The organism is Frigoribacterium sp. CFBP 8759 (assembly GCF_014841655.1).
GTDB lineage: Bacteria > Actinomycetota > Actinomycetes > Actinomycetales > Microbacteriaceae > Frigoribacterium.
Map to the genome: position 1 here is coordinate 1 of NZ_JACYUH010000005.1, position 21353 is coordinate 21353.

General features: G+C 67.7%; 21 protein-coding genes. 8 read left to right on the top strand and 13 right to left on the bottom strand.

Annotated features, from left to right (window positions below):
• Positions 1 to 83 precede the first annotated feature (83 nt).
• The 5 genes from rplI to IFT79_RS14675 form a co-directional block, all read right to left on the bottom strand.
• On the bottom strand, positions 84 to 536 hold the full coding sequence (rplI, locus tag IFT79_RS14655) for a 50S ribosomal protein L9 (protein WP_043595329.1): 453 nt from the start codon (positions 534 to 536) through the stop codon (positions 84 to 86).
• Between the two features lie 14 nt (positions 537 to 550).
• A complete protein-coding gene (rpsR, locus tag IFT79_RS14660) occupies positions 551 to 811 on the bottom strand; it encodes a 30S ribosomal protein S18 (RefSeq protein ID WP_043595327.1) in 261 nt (86 codons plus the stop codon).
• 51 nt (positions 812 to 862) lie between these two features.
• Entirely contained in the window at positions 863 to 1438 is a 576-nt protein-coding gene (locus tag IFT79_RS14665) for a single-stranded DNA-binding protein (protein ID WP_043595325.1), read from the bottom strand.
• Positions 1439 to 1442: 4 nt separating this feature from the next.
• Complete coding sequence (rpsF, locus tag IFT79_RS14670; protein ID WP_054145729.1) at positions 1443 to 1841, bottom strand: 30S ribosomal protein S6; 399 nt, start codon at positions 1839 to 1841, stop codon at positions 1443 to 1445.
• 191 nt (positions 1842 to 2032) lie between these two features.
• Positions 2033 to 3472: a CCA tRNA nucleotidyltransferase gene (locus IFT79_RS14675; protein ID WP_192125050.1), complete on the bottom strand. Its 1440-nt coding sequence runs from the start codon at positions 3470 to 3472 to the stop codon at positions 2033 to 2035.
• 163 nt (positions 3473 to 3635) lie between these two features.
• Here IFT79_RS14675 and IFT79_RS14680 point away from each other — a divergent pair, with 163 nt between their 5' ends.
• The 6 genes from IFT79_RS14680 (at position 3636) to IFT79_RS14705 (ending at position 11548) form a co-directional block, all read left to right on the top strand.
• Positions 3636 to 5864, top strand: coding sequence for a DUF6049 family protein (locus IFT79_RS14680; protein ID WP_192125051.1), 2229 nt, complete (start codon positions 3636 to 3638; stop codon positions 5862 to 5864).
• Positions 5861 to 7525: a murein biosynthesis integral membrane protein MurJ gene (gene murJ, locus IFT79_RS14685; protein ID WP_056044245.1), complete on the top strand. Its 1665-nt coding sequence runs from the start codon at positions 5861 to 5863 to the stop codon at positions 7523 to 7525. Before IFT79_RS14680 ends, murJ begins: the two co-directional genes overlap by 4 nt.
• Positions 7526 to 7719: 194 nt before the next feature.
• Entirely contained in the window at positions 7720 to 8712 is a 993-nt protein-coding gene (gene trxB / locus IFT79_RS14690) for a thioredoxin-disulfide reductase (protein ID WP_123571099.1), read from the top strand.
• Positions 8713 to 8760: 48 nt separating this feature from the next.
• A complete protein-coding gene (gene trxA / locus IFT79_RS14695; RefSeq protein WP_043595317.1) occupies positions 8761 to 9087 on the top strand; it encodes a thioredoxin in 327 nt (108 codons plus the stop codon).
• A 117-nt stretch (positions 9088 to 9204) separates the two neighbouring features.
• A complete protein-coding gene (locus tag IFT79_RS14700; protein WP_192125053.1) occupies positions 9205 to 10509 on the top strand; it encodes an aminotransferase-like domain-containing protein in 1305 nt (434 codons plus the stop codon).
• A 76-nt stretch (positions 10510 to 10585) separates the two neighbouring features.
• A complete protein-coding gene (locus IFT79_RS14705) occupies positions 10586 to 11548 on the top strand; it encodes a D-alanine--D-alanine ligase family protein (RefSeq protein WP_192125055.1) in 963 nt (320 codons plus the stop codon).
• A 1235-nt stretch (positions 11549 to 12783) separates the two neighbouring features.
• Here IFT79_RS14705 and IFT79_RS14710 read toward each other — a convergent pair.
• The 8 genes from IFT79_RS14710 to rpmH all read right to left on the bottom strand — a co-directional run bounded on the left by IFT79_RS14710 (position 12784) and on the right by rpmH (position 17889).
• Positions 12784 to 13731: a ParB/RepB/Spo0J family partition protein gene (locus IFT79_RS14710; protein ID WP_192125057.1), complete on the bottom strand. Its 948-nt coding sequence runs from the start codon at positions 13729 to 13731 to the stop codon at positions 12784 to 12786.
• Positions 13731 to 14654: a ParA family protein gene (locus tag IFT79_RS14715; RefSeq protein ID WP_123571104.1), complete on the bottom strand. Its 924-nt coding sequence runs from the start codon at positions 14652 to 14654 to the stop codon at positions 13731 to 13733. Before IFT79_RS14715 ends, IFT79_RS14710 begins: the two co-directional genes overlap by 1 nt.
• Before the next feature lie 221 nt (positions 14655 to 14875).
• Positions 14876 to 15511, bottom strand: coding sequence for a 16S rRNA (guanine(527)-N(7))-methyltransferase RsmG (gene rsmG / locus IFT79_RS14720; RefSeq protein WP_123571105.1), 636 nt, complete (start codon positions 15509 to 15511; stop codon positions 14876 to 14878).
• A 10-nt stretch (positions 15512 to 15521) separates the two neighbouring features.
• A complete protein-coding gene (locus tag IFT79_RS14725) occupies positions 15522 to 16085 on the bottom strand; it encodes a Jag family protein (protein ID WP_056044232.1) in 564 nt (187 codons plus the stop codon).
• Positions 16082 to 17038, bottom strand: coding sequence for a membrane protein insertase YidC (yidC, locus tag IFT79_RS14730; RefSeq protein WP_056044230.1), 957 nt, complete (start codon positions 17036 to 17038; stop codon positions 16082 to 16084). Before yidC ends, IFT79_RS14725 begins: the two co-directional genes overlap by 4 nt.
• Before the next feature lie 10 nt (positions 17039 to 17048).
• A complete protein-coding gene (gene yidD / locus IFT79_RS14735) occupies positions 17049 to 17411 on the bottom strand; it encodes a membrane protein insertion efficiency factor YidD (RefSeq protein ID WP_192125059.1) in 363 nt (120 codons plus the stop codon).
• Entirely contained in the window at positions 17408 to 17743 is a 336-nt protein-coding gene (gene rnpA, locus IFT79_RS14740; protein WP_056044228.1) for a ribonuclease P protein component, read from the bottom strand. Before rnpA ends, yidD begins: the two co-directional genes overlap by 4 nt.
• 8 nt (positions 17744 to 17751) lie before the next feature.
• A complete protein-coding gene (gene rpmH, locus IFT79_RS14745) occupies positions 17752 to 17889 on the bottom strand; it encodes a 50S ribosomal protein L34 (RefSeq protein WP_043595303.1) in 138 nt (45 codons plus the stop codon).
• Positions 17890 to 18277: 388 nt separating this feature from the next.
• Here rpmH and dnaA point away from each other — a divergent pair, with 388 nt between their 5' ends.
• On the top strand, positions 18278 to 19693 hold the full coding sequence (gene dnaA, locus IFT79_RS14750) for a chromosomal replication initiator protein DnaA (protein ID WP_192125061.1): 1416 nt from the start codon (positions 18278 to 18280) through the stop codon (positions 19691 to 19693).
• A gap of 497 nt (positions 19694 to 20190) precedes the next feature.
• Entirely contained in the window at positions 20191 to 21339 is a 1149-nt protein-coding gene (gene dnaN / locus IFT79_RS14755; RefSeq protein WP_056044224.1) for a DNA polymerase III subunit beta, read from the top strand.
• The last annotated feature ends 14 nt before the right edge of the window (positions 21340 to 21353 follow it).

The following is a 21353-nucleotide window of genomic DNA, read 5'->3' on the forward strand; positions in this document are numbered from 1 at the left end:
CACCCCCGAGCACGCAGAAGAGCGGCGGCCCCCCGAGGGGGACCGCCGCTCTCGCGTACAGCAGGCGCCGAAGCGCCGGGGTGCTACTTGGCCGAGACGACCGTCAGCGTGATCGTCGCGATGACGTCCTCGCGCAGGCGGAGGGTGGCTTCGTGCTCACCCGTCACCTTGATGGTCGTGGGGATCTCGACCTTGCGCTTGTCGATCGTCGCGACGCCCTGGGCGGTGACCGCGTCGGCGACGTCGGCCGGGCGGACCGAGCCGAACAGACGGCCGTCGGCACCGGTCTTCACCGTGAGACGGATCTTCTGGGCCTCGAGGCGCTGCTTGAGGTCGTGGGCCTCTTCGATCGTCTTGAGCTCGCGGGTCTCGCGGGCCGTACGGATCTGAGCGACCTGCTTCTCGCCACCGCGGCTCCACGCCACGGCGAAGCCCTGGGGCACCAGGTAGTTGCGGGCGTAGCCGTTCTTGACGTCGACGACGTCACCGGCGGAACCGAGGCCGGAGACCTCGTGGGTCAGGATTACCTTCGACATGGTGGTCCTTCCGATCAGCGGCCGGAGCCGGCGTAGGGGAGGAGCGCCATCTCACGGGCGTTCTTCACGGCACGGGCGATGAGGCGCTGCTCCTGGACGGAGACGCCGGTGATGCGACGGGCGCGGATCTTTCCACGCTCCGAGATGAACTTGCGCAGGGTCGCGACGTCTTTGTAGTCGATGACACCGACGCGGATCGACTTCGCGGGCGCGGCGTTCTTGCCGCCCTTACCGCGGAGGGGCTTGCGGCGGTCGCCGCTGCTCTTTCCAGCCATTGGTTTCTACTTTCGATGAATGAAGAAGTACTAAAAGGGGAACGGCGAGGCCTAGAAGGGCGTCTCGTCGTTGTAGGTGCCGTTGCCACCGGGGGTGTTCCACACGTCGCCGCCAGAGGTGTTGCCACCCTGCTGGCCGCCGGCGGGCTGACCCCACGGCTCTTGCGCCTGACCGCCACCGACCTGGGCCGGCTGGCCACCACGGTTGCCACCGCCGTTGCCGCCCCCGAAGGAGCCGCCACCGGCAGCGCCGTCGCGGGAGGACGCGGCGCGCGTCACCTGAGCGGTCGCGTACCGCAGCGAGGGGCCGATCTCGTCGATCTCGAGCTCCATGCTGGTGCGCTTCTCGCCCTCTTTGGTCTCGTACGAGCGCTGCTTGAGTCGGCCCTGAGCGATGACCCGGCTGCCCTTGGTGAGGCTGCTGGCCACGTGCTCGCCGAACTCGCGCCACACGCTGGCACGGAGGAAGAGCGCCTCGCCGTCCTTCCACTCGTTCGACGCGCGGTCGAACGTGCGGGGGGTCGACGCGATGGTGAAGTTCGCGACCGCGAGCCCGTTCTGCGTGTACCGCAGCTCAGGGTCACTGGTGAGGTTTCCCACCACTGTGATGACGGTCTCGCCAGCCATCGGACTACTCGGCAGCCTTCTCGGCGGCGGGAGCAGCCGGGGCGGCAGCGGCGTTGGCGGCCTTGCGGGCGGCCTTCTCGTCGCTGACCTTCTTGGCGGCGGCGACCATGGCGATCGCCTCTTCGGCACGCAGGACCTTGGTGCGCAGCACGGCCTCGGAGAGACCCAGCTGGCGGTCGAGCTCGACCGTGGCGGCCGAGTTCGAGGTCAGGTTGACGACGGCGTAGATGCCCTCGGTCTTCTTGTTGATCTCGTAGGCCAGGCGACGACGTCCCCAGATGTCCACGTTGTCGATCGTTCCGCCATCGTTGCGGATGACGTTGAGGAACTTGTCCAAGCTCGGGGCGACGGTGCGCTCATCGATCTCGGGGTCCAGGATGACCATCAGTTCGTACTGGTGCATGACTAACCCACCTCCTTCGGACTTAACGGTCACAGACGGTCTGTGACAGGAGGGTGTTCATGACGTGGCGCCGCCGTGAGGCAGACGCAACCTTCCCAGCGTAGCCGAGCGCGCCTCCTGAATCAATGCCAGGGCGGCGGTCGCCGGCCCCCGAGAGCCGAGGAGGCGCGGGTCGACACTCGTATGGCTGGTTACGCCCCAGCGTTCTCGCGCGCGTTCCACCAGGCCAGCAGGCGCTCGGTGGCGACCTCGGCGCCCAGCGGCCCCTCTTCGGTCCGCAGCTCGAGGAGGAAGCGGTAGGCCTCGCCGACCTCGCGGCTCGGGCCGATGCCGAGCACGCGTTGGATGTCGTCGCCGTCGAGGTCGGGCCGCAGCGAGTCGATCTCTTCACGCTCCCGCAGCTCGGCGATCCGCGCCTCGAGGTCGTCGTAGGCGAAGCCGAGCCGGTCGGCCTTGCGGCGGTTGCGCGTGGTCACGTCGGCGCGGGTGAGCATGTGCAACCGCTCGAGCTGGTCACCGGCGTCGCGGACGTACCGGCGCACGGCCGAGTCGGTCCAGGCGCCCTCGGTGTAGCCGAAGAAGCGGAGGTGCAGCTCGATCAGCCGGGACACGGCACCGATGGTGTCGTTGTCGAAGCGCAACGTCTTCAACCGCTTCTTGGCGAGCTTGGCGCCGACGACGTCGTGGTGGTGGAAGGTGACGACGCCGCCCGGCTCGAGGCGCCGCGTGGCGGGCTTGCCGCAGTCGTGCAGCAGGGCCGCCAGGCGGAGGGTGAGGTCGGGCGCCTCGCCCGGGTGCCGCTCGCGCTCGTAGCCGATGGCCTGGTCGAGCACGGTGAGGCTGTGCTCGTACACGTCCTTGTGGTGGTGGTGCTCGTCGACCTCGAGGCGCATGGCCGCGAGCTCGGGCATGACATGGTCGGCGAGCCCGGTGTCGACCAATAGCCGGACACCGTCTCGGGGGGTTTCGGTCTTGAGCAGCTTCGACAGCTCGTCGGCGACCCGCTCGACCGAGACGATCGAGAGGGTCTCGGCCCGGGCGGTCATCGCCTCGCGCACCTCGTCCGACACCGTGAAGCCGAGCTGCGCCGTGAACCGGGCGGCCCGCATCATGCGCAGGGGGTCGTCGCGGAACGAGTCGACCGCGGTGCCCGGGGTGGCGAGCCGCGCCTCCAGCAGGTCGTCGACACCGCCGGACGGGTCGACGAGCACGCGCTGGGGCAGACGCAACGCCATCGAGTTGACCGTGAAGTCGCGACGGACCAGGTCGCCCTCGAGCGTGTCGCCGAACTCGACGACGGGCTTGCGGGTCTCGCCGTCGTAGACGTCGCTGCGGTACGTGGTGATCTCGACGGTCTCGCCGTCGACGCGGGCGGCGATCGTGCCGAACGCGCGGCCGACGTCCCAGTGCGCCTCGGCCAGGGGGACGACGATCGCCAGGATCTCGTCGGGGTCGGCGTCGGTCGTGAAGTCGAGGTCGTTGACCGGGCGGCCGATGAAGGCGTCGCGCACCGGACCGCCGACGAGGGCGAGCTCGCGACCGGCCGCGGCGAACGCGGCGGCGAGCTTCTCGATGCGGGGGGTGGCGGCCAGATCGTCCAGTCGCTGCAGGGCCCGTGCGACGCTGTCCATGACCAAACAGCTTGCCACAGCCGAGGAGGCGCGGGCTGACTCCCCGACGGCGCCTCGCGACCCCGTCGTCCCCCTCGCAGGCGCTTCGCCGCTGCTTCTTGGTCGGCGTTGCCTAGACTCGGCATGCTCGAACGGCCCCTGTCGCCGTCGACACCTGACGCCTATGAGACTCTTCTTCGCCGTGATCGCCGCCCTGTTGGCGGTGTTCGTCGTGTCGGCCGGACTGCCGGCCACGGCGGCACGAGCGGCGTCCGCCCCTGCGGGCGACGGCGTCACGATGACCGTCGAGCCGGCCTCCGACGGCGTGCTGCGACCCGACGACGACCTCACCCTCGGGGTCACCGTGACGAACGACGGCGACAGCGACCTCGCGGCGACGAAAGCCCGGATCTACCTCGACCGCGAACCGTTCACCACGCGGTCCAAGCTCGCCTCGTGGCTCGATCCCGACGACGTCTCGGGTGACGACTACCTGGGTCGCCAGCTCGTCCAGGTCGACGTGCCGGCGGTCTCCGCCGGGTCGTCCGTGGCGCTCGACACCGTCGTGGTGCCCGCCGACCGCCTCTCCCTGACCGGCCGCGCCTTCGGGGCACGCGCGCTCGGGGCCCGCGTGCTCGACGCCTCGGGCAGCCAGGTGGCGCAGACCCGCAGCAGCGTGGTCTGGTACCCCGCCGACAGCTTCCAGCCGACCCGCGTCGCGGTCGCCGTGCCGATCACGACGCCCGAGAGCGAGACCGGCGTCCTCGACGCCTCCGCCCTCGCCGTCTACACCTCCGACGGCGGGGTGCTGCGACGCGAGCTCGACGCCGTGACGGGCACGGGTGCGACCCTCGGCGTCGACCCGATGATCGTCGCGTCGATCCGCCTGCTTGGCACCGAGGCCCCGCAGTCCGCCGTCGACTGGCTCGCCGAACTGCAGGCCCTGCCGAACGACATGTTCCCCCTGGCCTACGCCGACGCCGACGTCGCGGGGCTGCGTCAGGCCGGCGCCACGTCCGTCCCGGCCGTGACCTCGCTCGACACCCTGGTCGACCCCGCCCGGTTCGAGGGCATGCCGGCAGCGATCGACACGCCCACCGAGGCCCCGAGCCAGGGCACGGACGACGGCTCGGGCACGGGCGTCGCCGGGTCCGACCCCTCGGCCCTGCCGAGCGACGGGTCCACCGCCGAGCCGACCGCCGAGCCCACGCCCGGCGACGGCGTGGTGCTGCCGACCACCGCTCAACTGCTCGACTTCCCGTGGACGCAGCGCGACGTCGTCTGGCCGCGGGAGTCGTCCGTCGTGTCCGCCGACCTGACGACGTTTGCCGCCGGGCCGTACACGTCGACCATCGTCTCGAGCGGCAACGTGGACGTCGACGGCGACTCGACCGAGAACGCCGCCGTCACGGTCGGTGGCGTCCCGGCCGTCGTCTCGGACGACCCCTTGTCGACGCTGGTCACCCAGGCGGCCGAGGCGACCTCCCTCGCCGAGTGGCAGTCCACGATGGCCCGGCTGTCCGCCACCGTCGCCACCGTCGCCTACGAGCGACCGAGCGACGCCCGCACCCTCCTGACGACGCTCGAGCGGGAGTGGCCGTCGACCGGCCAGTTCCTCACCCGCACCCTCCAGGCCGTCGACGGCCTGCCCTGGGTCAGCGGCGCGACCCTGACCGACGCGTTGGCGAGCACCCCTTCGACGGCGACCGTCGTCGACAGCCCCGAGAGCGACGCCCGACTGGACCAGTTGAGCGAACTCGTCTCCGCCGACCAGAAGGTCGTCGACTTCTCGACGGCCCTCGCCGAACCGCAGTTCGTCACCGAGACGGCCCGGCTGCGGACGATGGCCCTGGCGTCGCACGCCTGGCGCGACAACGTCGACGGGTTCCCCGCCGAGGTCGCCTCGGCCGTGGCCGACGCGACGGCGACGTCGGGTCTCGTGGCGGTGGTCCAGGGCTCGCCGATCGCCATCCTCGGAGACCGCTCGGCCCTGCCCCTCTACCTCGAGAACCGGACCGACTCCGTCGCGACGGTGATGCTGAACCTGACGCCGTCGAACTCCATCCTCTCGATCGAGCGCAGCCCCATCGAGGTCACGATCCAACCGCAGTCCCAGACCCGGGTCAGCGTTCCCGTGCAGTCCGTCGCCAACGGCACGGTGTCCGTGCAGCTGCAGCTGGTCAGCCTCTCGGGCGTGGCGATCGCGACCCCGGTCGACGTCCCGCTCTCGGTCCAGGCCGGGTGGGAGACCGCCATCACCTGGATCTTCGGCGTCGCCTTCGCCGCACTCTTCCTCGGCGGCCTGTACCGCACCTTCCGCAAGCGCCGCAGGGCGCGCGACGAGGCCCGGTCCTCCGGCGACGGCCCGTCACCCGATGCGGCCGCCTCGCCGCCCGTCCAGGAGTCCATGTGAGCAACCAGGGCGGTCTCGGTCGCGCCAGCATCCTCCTCGCGTCCGGGACGATGGTCTCGCGCGTCCTCGGCTTCGTGAAGGCGGCCGTGCTGGCCGCGGCGATCGGGCAGTCGGCGAGCCGGGCGGCGGACTCGTTCGCCCTCGCGAACCAGCTCCCGAACAACATCTACGCGCTGATCGCGGGCGGCCTCCTCAGCGCCGTCCTCGTGCCCCAGATCGTGCGGGCGGCGACGTCCGACGACGGGGGCCAGCGGTTCATCAACAAGATCGTGACCCTCGGCACGATCGTCTTCGCGGCCGTCGGCCTGGCCGGCACGCTGCTCGCCCCCGTGCTCGTCCGCCTGTACGCGCAGCAGAGCTCGGACGGCGGGGCGGGGTTCACCTCGGACCAACTCGCCCTCGCGACGGCCTTCGCGTACTGGTGTCTGCCGCAGATCTTCTTCTACGCCATGTACTCGTTGCTGAGCGAGGTGCTCAACGCCCGGCAGGTGTTCGGGCCCTTCACCTGGGCTCCCGTGCTCAACAACGTCGTGGCCATCGCCGGCCTGGTCGTCTTCATCGTGATGTTCGGCGGTGCCGTCGAGAACTCCGCGGTCGACGTCTGGACCGGCGACCGGATCTTCGTCATCGCGGCCACGGCCACCCTCGGCGTCCTGGCCCAGGCGGCGTTCCTGTTGCTCTTCTGGCGCCGCGCTGGTCTGACCTTCCGCCCCGACTTCCGCTGGCGCGGCGTCGGCCTCGGAGCCACCGGCAAGGCCGCCGGGTGGCTGTTCGGCATGGTCCTCGTCACCCAGCTGGCCGGGCTGGTGCAGAGCCGCGTCGCCACCCTGGGCAGCGAGGTGGGGGCGTCGAACGCGGTCCTCGCGAACGCCTGGCTGCTCTTCATGCTGCCGCACGGCATCATCGCCGTGTCGATCGGCACCGCCTACTTCACGCGCATGAGCGGCCACGCCTCGCGCGGCGACCTGCGGGCCGTCCGCACCGACATGTCGCAGTCCCTCCGCGCCATCGGCATGTTCATGGTGTTCGCCGCCGTCGCCATGTGCGTCGTGGCCTACCCGTTCGCGCGGTTCTTCGAGGTCGACTTCGCCGGGTCGACCCGCACCGCCGAGGTCATCCTCGGCTACATGCCCGGCCTCGTCCTGTTCAGCGTCCTGTTCATCGTGCAGCGGGTGTTCTACTCGATGCACGACCAGCGCACGCCGTTCTTCCTGCAGCTCGTCCAGTCGGGCATCTTCGTCGCGGGCGTCGCGATCTCGGCCGCCGTGGTGCCGCCCGAGCGCATCGCGATGGCGATCGCCATCACCACCTCGATCGCGGGCTCGAGCCAGGCCGTGGTCGCGCTCGTCGTCGTCAAGAAGCGGCTGGGCGGCATCGACGGCCGCTGGGTGCTGCGCCGCTACGTCCAGTTCTTCGTCTTCTCACTCGTCGCCGGTGCCGTGGGCCTCGTCGTCGTGACCGTCCTGGGTGGTTTCGCCGCCGACGGGTTCGCGCAGTCCGGTCGCGTGCCGGGCGTGCTGACGGTCGTCGTGGCCGGGGCCGTCATGGGGCTGGTCTACGGCGCCCTGCTCTGGTTCGCCCGCATCCCCGAGCTGCGGGTGCTGACCACGCCGGTGACCGCACGTCTCGCACCGGCCGTCTCGCGCCTCCTGCGTCGCTGACCCGTCACGGCGGCCGCCGCAGCCCCGCGGCCCCGCGGCCCCGCGGCCCCGCGGCCCCGCGGCCGCTGCCAGGCCCGCGGGAATGCCCTGTCGGTAGGATGCGTTCCACCAGACGATCGAGGGATCCGACCGCACGAGCCATCGCTCGCGGGTCGTCTTCCCGCTCGTGAAGTTCTCCCCCCAGGAAGGTGCCCATGCGCCAGGTCATCATCATCGGTTCCGGCCCCGCCGGCTACACGGCCGGCATCTACGCCGCCCGGGCCGGTCTGCGCCCCCTCATCGTCGCGAGCTCGGTCGAGGCCGGCGGCGAACTCATGAAGACCACCGAGGTCGAGAACTTCCCCGGATTCCCCGACGGCATCCAGGGCCCCGAGCTCATGTTCAAGATGCAGGAGCAGGCCGAGAAGTTCGGCGCCGAGGTGCTGCTCGACGACGTGACCGCCGTCGACCTGACCGGTGACGTCAAGAAGGTCACGCTCGGCAACGGCACCGTCGAGGAGAGCCTCACGGTGATCTTCGCCACGGGCAGCGCGTACCGGAAGCTCGGCCTCGCCGACGAAGAGCGCCTGAGCGGACGCGGCGTCAGCTGGTGCGCCACCTGCGACGGCTTCTTCTTCAAGGAGAAGGCGATCGCCGTCGTCGGCGGCGGCGACTCCGCGATGGAGGAAGCGACGTTCCTGACCCGCTTCGCCTCGAAGGTCTACGTGATCCACCGCTCGAGCAGCCTGCGCGCGTCGAAGATCATGCAAGACCGGGCTCACGCCAACGACAAGATCGAGTTCCTCTTCGACAAGCAGGTCACGGCCATCCTCGGTGGCGAGAAGGCCACCGGCGTCACCCTGACCGACACGGTCGACGGCAGCACGACCGACCTCGACCTCGACGGCCTCTTCATCGCCATCGGCAACGACCCGCGCGTGCACCTCGTCCACGGCCAGGTCGACCTGACCTCGGACGGCACGATCGCCGTCCAGGGGCGCAGCTCGAAGACCAACCTGACCGGCGTCTTCGCCGCGGGTGACGTCATCGACGCCACCTACCGGCAGGCGGCCACCGCCGCGGCCTCGGGCACCGTCGCCGCGCTCGACGTCGAGCACTACCTGGCCTCGCTCGACCAGACCTTCCTGGCCGAGCAGACCGTCGGGTCGGCCGAGGGCGTCGAGACGTCCGAGTCCGTGGTCGCCTGACCCGCGCCTCCTGAAGCCAACCCAGATCACCCTGACGAAAGGAACACCATGAGCAGCGCCAAAGCAGTGACCGACGCGTCCTTCGAGGCCGACGTCCTCAACTCCGACAAGACGATCCTCGTCGACTTCTGGGCCGAGTGGTGTGGCCCGTGCCGCGCCGTCTCGCCGATCCTCGACCAGATCGCCGCCGAGCACGGCGACAAGATCGAGATCGTCAAGCTCAACGTCGACGACAACCCCCAGACCGCCATGAAGTACCAGATCACCTCGATCCCGGCCATGAAGGTCTACCGCGGTGGCGAGGTCGTCAAGACCGTCATCGGCGCCAAGCCCAAGCCGGCCCTCGAGGCCGACCTGGCGGAGTTCATCGCGTAGTCGACACCGACACCACGACGAGAGCCCGCCCAGCACACGCTGGGCGGGCTCTCGTCGTCCCCGGTCGGGACGGGCATAGTCTTGACCGATTCACCCTCTGACAGAACAGGGACACCGATGAGCGACAAGGGCACCAACCTCGACCCGTGGTACGACTCGTACGCCGACCGCACGGCCGGCCTCAGCGCCTCCGAGGTCCGAGCCCTGTTCGCCGTCGCCTCGCGCCCCGAGGTCGTCTCGCTGGCCGGCGGCATGCCGTACGTCTCCGCCCTGCCCCGAGAGCTCGTCACGGGGGCCATCGACCGCGTCATGGCCGACGGGGGAGCGATGGCGATGCAGTACGGCAGCGGCCAGGGCACCCCGGCCATCCGCGAGCACATCATGCAGATCATGGCGATGGAGGGCATCCGCGGCAGCGCCGACGACGTCGTCGTCACCACGGGCTCGCAGCAGGCTCTCGACCTCGTCACCCGCCTCTTCGTGAACCCGGGCGACGTCGTGCTCGCCGAGTCGCCGAGCTACGTGGGCGCCCTGGGGGTCTTCAAGGCGTACCAGGCCGACGTCGTGCACGTCCCGATGGACGAGCACGGGCTCGTGCCCGAGGCCCTGCGAGAGGCCATCGCGGCCGTCACCGCTCGTGGGGGTCGCATCAAGTTCCTCTACACGATCCCGAACTTCCACAACCCGGCCGGTGTCACCCTCACGTGGGCCCGACGCGTCGAGATCCTCGAGATCTGCCGCTCGGCCGGCATCCTCGTCCTCGAGGACAACCCCTACGGGCTGCTCTACTTCGACCGGCCGGCCCCGCAGGCGATGCGCTCGATCGACGACGAGGGCGTCATCTACCTCGGGTCGTTCTCGAAGACACTGGCACCCGGCTTCCGGGTGGGTTGGGCACTCGCCCCGCACGCCATCCGCGAGAAGCTCATCCTCGCCAACGAGTCCGCCACTCTCTCGCCGAACTCCTTCGGGCAGTTCGTGATCACCGAGTACCTCGACCAGGCCGACTGGCGTGGGCAGATCGAGACCTTCCGTGGCCTGTACCGCGAACGGCGTGACGCGATGATCTCCGCGCTGGGGGAGTACCTGCCGTCGCTCACGTGGAACGTCCCCGACGGCGGCTTCTTCGTCTGGGTCGGACTCCCGGACGAACTGGACTCGAAGGCCATGCTGCCCCGCGCGGTGAAGGAACTCGTGGCCTACACCCCCGGCACGGCGTTCTTCGCCGACGGCGACGGGCGTCAGAACATCCGCCTGTCGTTCTGCTACCCGACGCCCGAGTCCATCCGCACCGGTGTCGCGCGCCTGGCGAACGTCGTCAACGGAGAACTCGACCTGCTGCGCACGTTCTCGACAGCGAGCCTGTCGAACCGCGCCGCGCGCCCGCAGAGCGTCGTGGTGCCGCCGCCGAACACCATCTGACCAGCATTTTCATCGTCTCGTAGCCGTCCGGACCACGAGACGGTCCTGCGTCGTGACACGAAGAAGAGGTTCCACCATGGCATCGAGCGAACTGCGTACCGTCACCGTCCTCGCCGGCGGCATCTCGCACGAACGTGACGTCTCCCTCCGATCGGGGAGGCGCGTGGTCGACAGCCTCGCCACCCACGGCATCGAGGTCGAACTCCGCGATCCGGACGCCTCGTTGCTCGGACACCTCACCGCATCACGTCCCGACGTCGTGTGGCCAGCCCTGCACGGAGCGAGTGGTGAGGACGGCGCCCTCCGCGGACTGCTCGAGGCGCTCGACGTGCCGTTCGTCGGCAGCACGGCGGCGGCTGCGCGACTGGCCTGGGACAAACCGACCGCGAAGGAGCTCGCACGTCGCGCCGGTGTCTCCACACCGCGCGGCATCACGCTGTCCCACGACGCCTTCCGCGAGCTCGGCGCCGTCGGTGTCTTGGCGGCCATCGCCGACGAACACCCGGTGCCCGTCGTCGTGAAGCCCGCACGGGGTGGCTCGGCCCAGGGCGTCACGGTCGTCGACGACATCGGGGCTTTGCCCAGGGCCATGGTCGACGCGTACACGTACTGCGACGACGTCATCGTCGAACAGAAGATCACGGGCACCGAGATCGCCGTCGGGGTCATCGACACCGGTGACGGACCCCTTGCCCTGCCTGCCGTGGAGATCGTTCCTCGCCAGGGGTTCTACGGCTTCGAGGCGCGCTACAACGCGGGGGAGACGACGTTCTTCACGCCCGCACGGATCGACGCCGTCGCGTCGGAGTCGGCGGCGCGGGCTGCCGTGGCCGTCCACGAGGCCCTCGGGCTGCGCCACTTGTCGAGGGTTGACCTGATCGTGGATGCCGCAGGGACCCCGTGGTTCCTGGAGGTCAACGTCCTGCCCGGACTGACCGAGACGTCGCTCGTCCCGATGGCCCTGGAGTCCGCCGGCTACGAACTGGGCATGTTCTACGCCGCTCTGGCTGAGAAGGCCGTAACCGACCATCTCCGCTGACGACACGTGGTCGACGTTTCACGTGAAACGTCGGGCGGTCGGCGGGGCTAGTGCGAGCTCATGATCGGCCTTCTGGGCCCACAAATGCACTGATTGGACGCATCCAGGATCATCGACGATCCCTGCACCTTGGTTGTCGTCTGCCCGTGGTCTGGACACAGAAGTAGCCCGTGAACTCTATGTTTTATTGGACCTCGACGGCTCCCTAGAAGCCACGACGAACCATCAAACGTCGAGTCTGACGAACCCGTCGGTGGTCATCAGGCCCGAGTTGGAACGTTGCCGCAGACGAAGTGCGACCGCCGCCAAGAGCGCCGTCATACAGGCACAGAGCCATGCATCCGGGCCTCCATGTCGAACCGCTCGAGGACGATGTAGCATTGTCGACCACTCTGGCTCAGGTTCCAGAGTCCACTTTGCGTCACCATATGCCCAGGAAGTGCAGCTGACGGCGCGCGCATCCTACGCCTGCACTGCCCTGGAGGTGGGTCTGGACCCGCGACGACACGGTGTCTCTATCTCCACAGGGCCTGAAGCTGCATCTGTCCGTGCATGAGAACCTCCGCTCGCCCCCGCGTCAGTCCATTCGCCCCTCCTGGCAGTCATGCAACCACCTGCGCCCGCACCTCGGCGTACCCCTGCCATCGCACTGCACCCGCGGGTGCGCGTGCGGGTGCGTGTGCGCGTGCAGTTCGCGCCTGCGACGGCGCCCTCAGCACTGCACCTGCCGTGCGCGTGCGCGTGCGCGTGCGCGTGTAGTTTGCGCCGACGACCGCACCCTCCGCCCTGCACCTGCGCGCGTCGAACGCCTGCACCTGCACCTGTACCTGCGCCTGCGCCGTCCGCCTGGCCCTGTGCCTGCGGCCTCTGCCCTGGGCCATACACAACCGCCATGTACCTGCACCTGCACCTGCATCAACACCGCAAGCTTCTCGTGCCGCTAGGAGACACCGGATCACGGCCGAAATCAGCACCGTGCCACTCCAGCAGGAACCTGCCTGCCTTAACAGCCAAAAGGAAGCTCACCAACTCCATCTGGGCGAGACCACTGTCAGAATCCCGCGTGGGCGGAGTGCTGCACGAAGACGGGTTGCACTGTTTCACGTGAAACGTCCCACCACACGACGCTCACATAGCATTCCTGTCCAACCAACAAGTACCGCCCCTACCGGCAAAGGCAGGGGCGGTCGATGTTTCACGTGAAACCGACGCCGGTCAACGCTGAGGGCAATCAGTCACGACTCCTGGTCGTGTCCCAACTGGCCTAGGATGCGATTCAGGTCCTGCATGGACGCGAAATCGATGGTGATCGACCCCTTCCGAGCGCCCAAGGACACCTTGACCCGCGTCTCGAACCGGTCACCGAGGGTCTCGGCCACCTCGTCCAGATGAGCCTGGTGCTTGCCGGGAGTGGCCGTGCGCGTCGACTTCGGTTTCGCGCTGCCACCTGCAGCGATGGCCTCGGCAGCTCGCACGCTGAGGTCTTCATTGACGATGCGATCCGCGAGACGAGCCATGAGGACCGGATCACCCGTGCTCAGGATCGCCCGAGCGTGGCCTGCGGTGAGGACGCCGGAGGCGACTCTCCGTTGGACGGCTGCCGGCAACCTCAGCAGCCGCAGGGTGTTCGTGATCTGGGGGCGGCTCCGACCGATGCGGGTCGCCAGTTCATCCTGGGTGATGCCGAAGTCAGCAAGAAGTTGCTGATAAGCAGAGGCTTCTTCGAGAGGGTTGAGCTCGGCGCGATGCAGGTTCTCCAGCAGGGCATCCCGCAGCATCGCGTCGTCGGCGGTGTCTTTGACGATGGCGGGGATCGTCGCGAGCCCCAGCTCTTTGGTCGCTCGCAGGCGCCGCTCGCCCATGACCAGCTCGTACTGTGCTGCTCCCTTGCCGCCGTTGTTGATCGGGCGGACGACGATGGGCTGCAGTACGCCCACCTCTCGGATCGAGGTCACCAACTCAGCGAGCTCTTCAGCGCGGAACTCGGCCCGAGGCTGCTGCGCGTTCGGAGTGATGTCCAGCGGATTCAGGTTGGCGAGACGAGCGCCCGGCACGGCGATGAGTTCGTCGGCCGTCTGCTGTGCCGTCGGGAAGAAGACGTCGACCGGGCGGTCCTGGCTCTCGTCGGAGACGGGGATGAGGGCGCCGATGCCGCGCCCGAGACCGGTTCGCTTGGTTGCCATTACTGGGGTGCTCCTCGACGTGCTAGTTCGGCGGCCGCCTCGAGGTACGAGATCGACCCGGGGGAGTTGGTGTCGTAGCTGATGACGGTCTGCCCGTAACCGGGGGCCTCACTGATCCTGACGGACCGGGGTATGAGAGTGTTCAGTGCCTCATCAGGGAAATGCTCGCGAACGTCGGCGACGACCTGCTGAGCGAGGTTCGTCCGGCCGTCGTACATCGTCAGCAGGATGCTCGACACCTTGAGCTTGGGGTTCAGGTGCTTCTCGATCAACTGGATGTTGCGCAGCAGCTGGCTCAACCCCTCTAGTGCGTAGTACTCGCACTGGATGGGGATGAGTACTTCACTGGCTGCGACGAACGCGTTGATCGTGAGCAACCCGAGCGACGGAGGGCAATCGATGAAGACGTAGTCGTAACGATCGCCGGCGTCCTCTGTCTTGCTGAGGTACTCGGACAACGCCCTGCTCAGTCGTTGCTCGCGAGCGACGAGTGAGACGAGTTCGATCTCTGCGCCGGCGAGATGGATGGTCGCGGGGATGCAGAAGAGCGTGTCGAACTCCGGGCTCTTCTGGACGACGTCCGCTACCTCGCCGTCGTTCACCACGACGTCGTAGACACTCGGGGTCTCTGCCCGGTGTTCCACACCGAGGGCCGTGGAGGCGTTGCCCTGGGGATCGAGATCGATGACCAGAACCTTGGCCCCACTCCGCGCAAGGGCGGCGGAGAGATTGACGGTGGTCGTGGTCTTGCCGACACCGCCTTTCTGGTTCGAGACGGTGATCACTCGGGTCGAGGCGGGCGACGGGAGCGGTTCGCGAGACAGGGCCTTCTTACGACGGTTCAGGTCGGCAAGCTCTCGAGCCAGGGGAGTGCTTCTGTCGTCGTCAGCCGAGGAACTCACTGAGGGTCTCCGTATCGCCATGTTTCACGTGAAACGACCTACCCGGAGGTGTGATCACGCCGCTGCGAGGCGGCACGGTGATCATCGGGGATCGGAGACCGAGTCTATCGGCAGGCCCCGACAAAGACGGGGACCCGAGGTCCGCGTGCCTGCCGGACCACTTCGGTCGACACGGAGCGCAAGCCCCGAGTAGTCGAACATGACCTGGTCAAAGCCACATTACCGTCGCTAACGCGGACCAGTCAGTCCAAGGTGGCGATGAACACCCGGGTCGTCTCGTCGACGAGCCCCACGCCCAGTTCACGAGCCTCGACGTCGATGAGGTGATGGCGGGCGATCACCTTGCGGGCGGCGGCGATCTCGTCGTCGACCCGAGCGCCCTTCATCAACAGCAGCTGCCCCCCGGTCTTCACCAGAGGCGCCGTCAGCGGGATCAACTTGGAGAGGGCCGACACGGCTCGAGCGGTCGCCTGGTCGAGCCAACCCTCCAGCTGTACGTCCTCGGCACGGGCACGGACGACCTCGACGTTGTCGAGCCCCATTCGATCGGCTTCAGCCGTCAGCCAGTCGACGCGCCGTTCCATCGGCTCGATCAGGACGAGCGTGGCGTCCGGACGAGCAGCAGCGAGCACGAGTCCCGGCAAGCCGGCTCCCGACCCGATGTCCCCGACGCGACCCGCGACCAGCAGAGGTGCCAACAAGCCACAGTTGACGACGTGGCGGGTCCAGAGACGCGGCAGCTCAAGCGGTCCGATCAGGCCGAGTTCCTCGCCGTGCTGGGCTAGGTCGGCCACATAGCGGCGAACGACGTCGAGTCGGTCGCCGAAGATCGTCGCCGCGACGGCGGGCTCGACCTCGAGGGTCGACGTGTCGGTCATGTCGTCCGGCTCAGGGACGCGTGATGACGGTGTGACGGTCGCGGCCTTCGCCCTCGGACTCCGAGGTGAATCCCCGCGCCGCGACGATGTCGTGCACGAGTTTGCGCTCGTAGGACGACATGGGGGGCAGGGCCGCCGAGGTGGCGCCGTCCTCGAGCTTCGAGACCGCGTGGTCGACCAGGCGGCCGAGTTCCGTCTCGCGAGTGGCGCGGGATCCCCCGATGTCGAGGATGAGGCGGGAGAACTCACCCGTCTTGGTCTGCACCGCGATGCGGGTCAGCTCTTGGAGGGCGTTGACGGTGTCGGGCTTCGACAGGACGCGCAGCTTCTGCTCACCACTCGAGTCGACCGAGATGTACGAACGACCACCGCGGACCTCGATGTCGATGTCGCCGTCGAAGTCGCAGATGTCGAGCAGCTCTTCGATGTAGTCGGCGGCGATGTCGCCCTCGTCGAGGACGTCGGCGGCGTCGTCCGAGGCGACCTGCGCCTCCTCGGTGTCGTTCGAGACGACGGCGTCGTCGTTCTCGGCGTCGGGCTCGACGATGTCGGTCGTGGAATCGTCAGAGGTCATTTCTTGGGGCCGTTCTGCTTCTTGGAGCGGTTCTTGCCGACGGGTTGGGTCCGCTGGGTCGTCTTCGGCACGGCAGGCGCCGACTCGATCTCGGTCACGGTGATGCTCGGGAGTCCCTTGCGCTGCTGCTTGCGCGCGAGGCGCTCTTCACGCGCCAGGGCGGCCTCGCTGCCGGGGGTGGGCATGTTGCGGATGACCAGGAACTGCTGGGCCATGGTCCAGACGTTCGAGGTGAGCCAGTAGAACATGACGCCGAGGGGGAACGACAGGCCCGAGAAGACGAACACGAGGGGGAGGAAGTACAAGAGCATGCGCTGCTGCTTGAACATGGGGCTCGCCTTGGTCTCGGGCGACATGTTCTTCGAGACGATCTGCAGCTGCGTGATGAACTGCGAGGCGGTCATGATGACCACCATCGCTCCGGCCATCAGGCGGACCTCCCATGTGGTGGCACCCAGGAAGGTCTCCTTCAGGGGGGCGCCGAAGAGAGCCGACTCACCGAACGAGTTCGAGAGCGCCGCGTTCAGCAGGCCGATGCCCACCTTCTCTTGCTGCGCGTTGTGCAGCACGGTGTAGAGGCTGAAGAAGATCGGCATCTGGATCAGCAGGGGCAGGCACGAGCTGAGCGGGTTCGTCCCCGTGTCCTTGTAGAGCGCCATGGTCTCGCGCGACATGGCCTCGCGGCTGAACTGGTCGCGCTTGCCCTTGTACTTGTCCTGGATCTTCTTGAGCCGGGGCGCGATCTCCATCATGCGTCGCTGGCTCTTGATCTGGCGGACGAAGATCGGGATGAGGCACGCCCGGACGACGAGGACCAGGCCGACGATCGAGAGCACCCACGTGCTGCCGGCCGCGGTGTCCATGCCGAACGCCGTGAGGACGTTGTGGAAGCCGACGAGGATCGCCTCGACGACCCATCTCAGGGGCCAGAGGATGGTGCCGATGAAGTCCATGGTGTTCGGGTCAGCCCTTTCCGTGGCTCTGTGCGGCGATGCGGCCCGTCCCGACGAGGTCGGGGGCGGTGGTGCCGGATCGCGGTGTCACGAAGCCGGACTTCGTGACGCGGTACTTCTGTGTACGGGGCTCGGGGACGTCGTCGACGCCTCCGGCTGCCCAGGGGTGACACCGGGCGATGCGCCAGCTGCCCATGGCCACGCCCCGCACGACGCCGTGCAGCTGGATGGCCTCGAGGGCGTACCGGGAACACGACGGGTAGTAGCGACAGACGTCGCCGTAAAGCGGGGAGACGACGGCGCGGTAGACGCGGAGGATGAGGACGCACGCGTTGCGGGGAAGCAACGCGACGAACTGCACCGCTCTTGTCACGCTCTCACGCCCCTGTCGACCACCTCGGAGATGTCCGACAGCAGGGTAGACCACGCAACGTCGGGGCTGCCTGGCAAGGCTCTGATCACGACGTCGAGCCCGCCGGGGATCGTCGGCAGGAGTTCGTGGCACACCCCCTTGAGCCGGCGCCGGACCGTGTTGCGGACGACCGCGTTGCCCACGGTCTTCGCCACGATGAAACCGAACCGGACCAGCTCGTCGTCACGACGCCGCACGTAGACGACCGAATGCGCCGTGCCCGACTTGCGGCCACGGCGCACGGTGGTTCGGTAGTCGTCTGCGCGGACGATCCGGTTGGCCCGGGCCAACACGGAAGTGGCTACGCCGAGAGCTCGGTGCGGCCCTTGCCACGACGGGCGGCGAGGATAGCGCGGCCGGCACGCGTACGCATGCGAGCACGGAAACCGTGCTTCTTGGCCCGACGACGGTTGTTCGGCTGGAACGTTCTCTTGCTCATGGTGGTCCTCCAGGAAAGCGGACCAGGCCTGTTGCCACGATCCGAGAAGTCTTGTACAGCCAACGCGGCTGAAATCAACTGATTAAAACTACGCGTGATCGGAGCCCGGGTCAAACGGCCGCTTCCCAGGAGGTTTGTCCACAGTGTTGAAAACTCTGATTGCGGACTCCACACCCCGTCGAACTAAGGTGGGTACTTCTCGCGGTACTTCCGCGTGACGACGGGGAACACGCAGCGATCCCGGCCCGAACGGCGCCAACCGATCGGTGGAGAAAGCTGTGCATAACTCGTCCCGCACTCGTACCCTTCGAACACCGTCGGGTGAACGCGACCCGCACGCGGAGGCGGCCGGATCCGTCCGCTGCCGAACCGCGAGAAAGAGACTCCAGTGGCGCACACCGTCGACCCGGTCCAGGACCTGTGGCGTTCCGTCCTCGCGACGCTGACGACCGACGACCGCATCACGCCGCAGCTGCACGGCTTCATCAGCCTCGTGGAGCCCAAGGGCGTGCTGGGCGGCACCCTCTACCTCGAGGTGCCCAACGACCTGACCCGCGGCATGCTCGAACAACGGATCCGTGAGCCCCTGCTCGAGTCCATCGCCGGGTTGGGCGACGCCTCCGTCTCGAGCTTCGCCATCACCGTCAACCCCGACATCACCCCGGACACCCTCACGCAGCAGGTCGAGCAGTCGGAGCCGGTCCACTACATCGAGGCGCCCTTCGTGCCGGCGCCCGTCGAGACGAGCGCGAGCGGGAAACGCAACGACTCCCGCCTGAACCCGAAGTACAGCTTCGACAACTTCGTCATCGGTGCGTCGAACCGATTCGCCCACGCCGCGGCCGTCGCCGTCGCCGAGGCTCCGGCCAAGGCATACAACCCGCTCTTCGTCTACGGGGAGTCGGGGCTGGGCAAGACCCACCTGCTGCACGCCATCGGCCACTACGCCGAGACCATGTACCCGGGGATCCGGGTCAGGTACGTCAGCAGCGAGGAGTTCACGAACGACTTCATCAACTCGATCGCCAACAACCGGTCGAGCCTCTTCCAGCAGAGGTACCGAGAGATCGACATCCTGCTGATCGACGACATCCAGTTCCTGCAGGGCAAGGACAGCACCCAAGAGGCGTTCTTCCACACCTTCAACACCCTGCACGATCACGACAAGCAGCTGGTGATCACCAGCGACCTGCCGCCGAAGCACCTCACCGGCTTCGAGGACCGCATGCGTTCGCGCTTCGAGTGGGGCCTGATCACCGACGTCCAGGCTCCCGACCTCGAGACCCGCATCGCCATCCTGCGCAAGAAGGCCCAGAGCGAGAAGCTGCAGATCCGCGACGAGGTCCTCGAGTTCATCGCGACCAAGGTGTCGAGCAACATCCGTGAGCTCGAGGGCACCCTCATCAGGGTCACGGCCTTCGCCAGCCTGAACCGCACCACCGTCGACCTGGCCCTCGTCCAGACCGTCCTCAAGGACCTGATCACGCTCGACGAGGACAACATCATCGCGCCGGTCGACATCATCAACCACACCGCGGACTACTTCAAGCTGACGGTCGACGACCTCTACGGATCGTCCCGCTCACAGGCCATCGCCACGGCCCGCCAGATCGCCATGTACCTGTGCCGCGAACTCACGAGCCTGTCACTGCCGAAGATCGGACAGCTGTTCGGCAACCGCGACCACACGACGGTCATGTACGCCAACAAGAAGATCAGCGAACTGATGAAGGAACGCCGGTCGATCTACAACCAGGTGACCGAACTCACCAGTCGCATCAAGCAGGACACCCGTTACAAGTGACGGGACGGCGGGCCAGGCCGGCCCGTCCTCCACGACCGTCCCGTCCGGGCGCCGACCACGTGTCGGCGCCCGTTCGTCGTTCCAGGGGGCGCTCGACGGGTGTGAGGGGGCCCTGGGGAGTCACGTTCCACACAGTGTGGATAACTTGTGGAAACTCGTGGATAACCGTGTCGACCTTGTTCACGGATCCGGGGGACCTGTGGGATCCCACTCGGAGCGACCGGCAGACCCCGAGCATTCTTGTCATTCGGTTCCACACGCCGTCCACAAGTCACACGCGTGTAGTTCCGCCGAGCCCCGGGGTTTTAAACAGGTTATCCACACTGTGCACAACGGTTAAGACTGTTAATCCTGGTTACAAGAAATTGATGGAGAGACAACCTTGTGGATCGATCCGGGCCCGGAGCTTCGGCTTTCGCCTCCCGGAAGGGCGGACCCCGATGCTGTGCCACTATTAACCGGCCATCCACGAGAGCGAAGTCGATAGGGGTCCCCGCGTGAAGTTCCAGGTCAACCGTGACGTCTTCAGCGATGCGGTCTCCTTCGCCGTCAAGCTGCTGCCCCAGCGCACCACCTTGCCGATCCTCAGCGGTGTCCTGATCGAGGCCGACGCCGACGGGCTCACCCTGTCGTCCTTCGACTACGAGGTCTCGGCCCAGACGAGCATCCCCGCCGAGATCGACGAACCGGGCACGATCCTGGTCTCCGGCCGACTGCTCGCCGACATCGCCAGCCGTCTGCCGAACGCGCCGGTCACCTTCTCCACCGAGGAGAACCGCATCTCGGTCAGCTGCGGATCCGCGAACTTCTCCCTGCTGAGCATGCCGGTCGAGGAGTACCCGACCCTGCCGACAGTCGGCGACCGTTCGGGCGTCGTGCCCGGCGACTCCTTCGCCCTCGCCGTCTCCCAGGTCGCGGTGGCGGCATCCCGCGACGACGTCACCCCGGTCATCACCGGCGTCCAGCTCGAGGTCACCGAGAACGCCCTCTCGCTCGTCGCCACCGATCGTTACCGCGTCGCCGTCCGAGGCATCGAATTCGATCCCGGCACCGTGGCGAGCACGACCACGACGACGGCACTCGTCCCGGCACGCACGCTGCAAGAGGTCGGCAAGACCTTCGGCAACGCCGGCACCGTCTCGGTCTCGATCACCGGATCCGACGAGCGCGAGCTCATCGCGTTCCAGGCGGACAACAAGACCGTCACCTCGTTGCTCATCAAGGGGAACTTCCCTCCGGTGAAGCGTCTCTTCCCCGACACCGTCGAGAACTACGCCGTGATCAACACGGCCGAGCTCGTCGAGTCGGTCCGCCGCGTCTCGCTCGTCCTCGAGCGCGAGGCGGCCCTCAGGTTCACGTTCACGATCGACGGCCTCACCCTCGAGGCCATCGGAAGCGAACAAGCGCAGGCGTCAGAGTCGATCGATGCGTTGTTGACGGGAGAGGACACGGTGGTCTCGTTGAAACCGCAGTTCCTCCTCGACGGTCTCGGAGCGGTTCATTCCGAGTTCGTCCGCATCTCCTTCACCAAGACGGAGAACCCGAACAAGCCCGGTCCCGTGCTGATCACCAGTCAGTCCTCGAAAGACCAGGCCGGTGCTGACAGCTACAAGTACCTGCTGCAGCCCAACCTCCTCCTGCGCTAAGAGCGCTCTGCCAG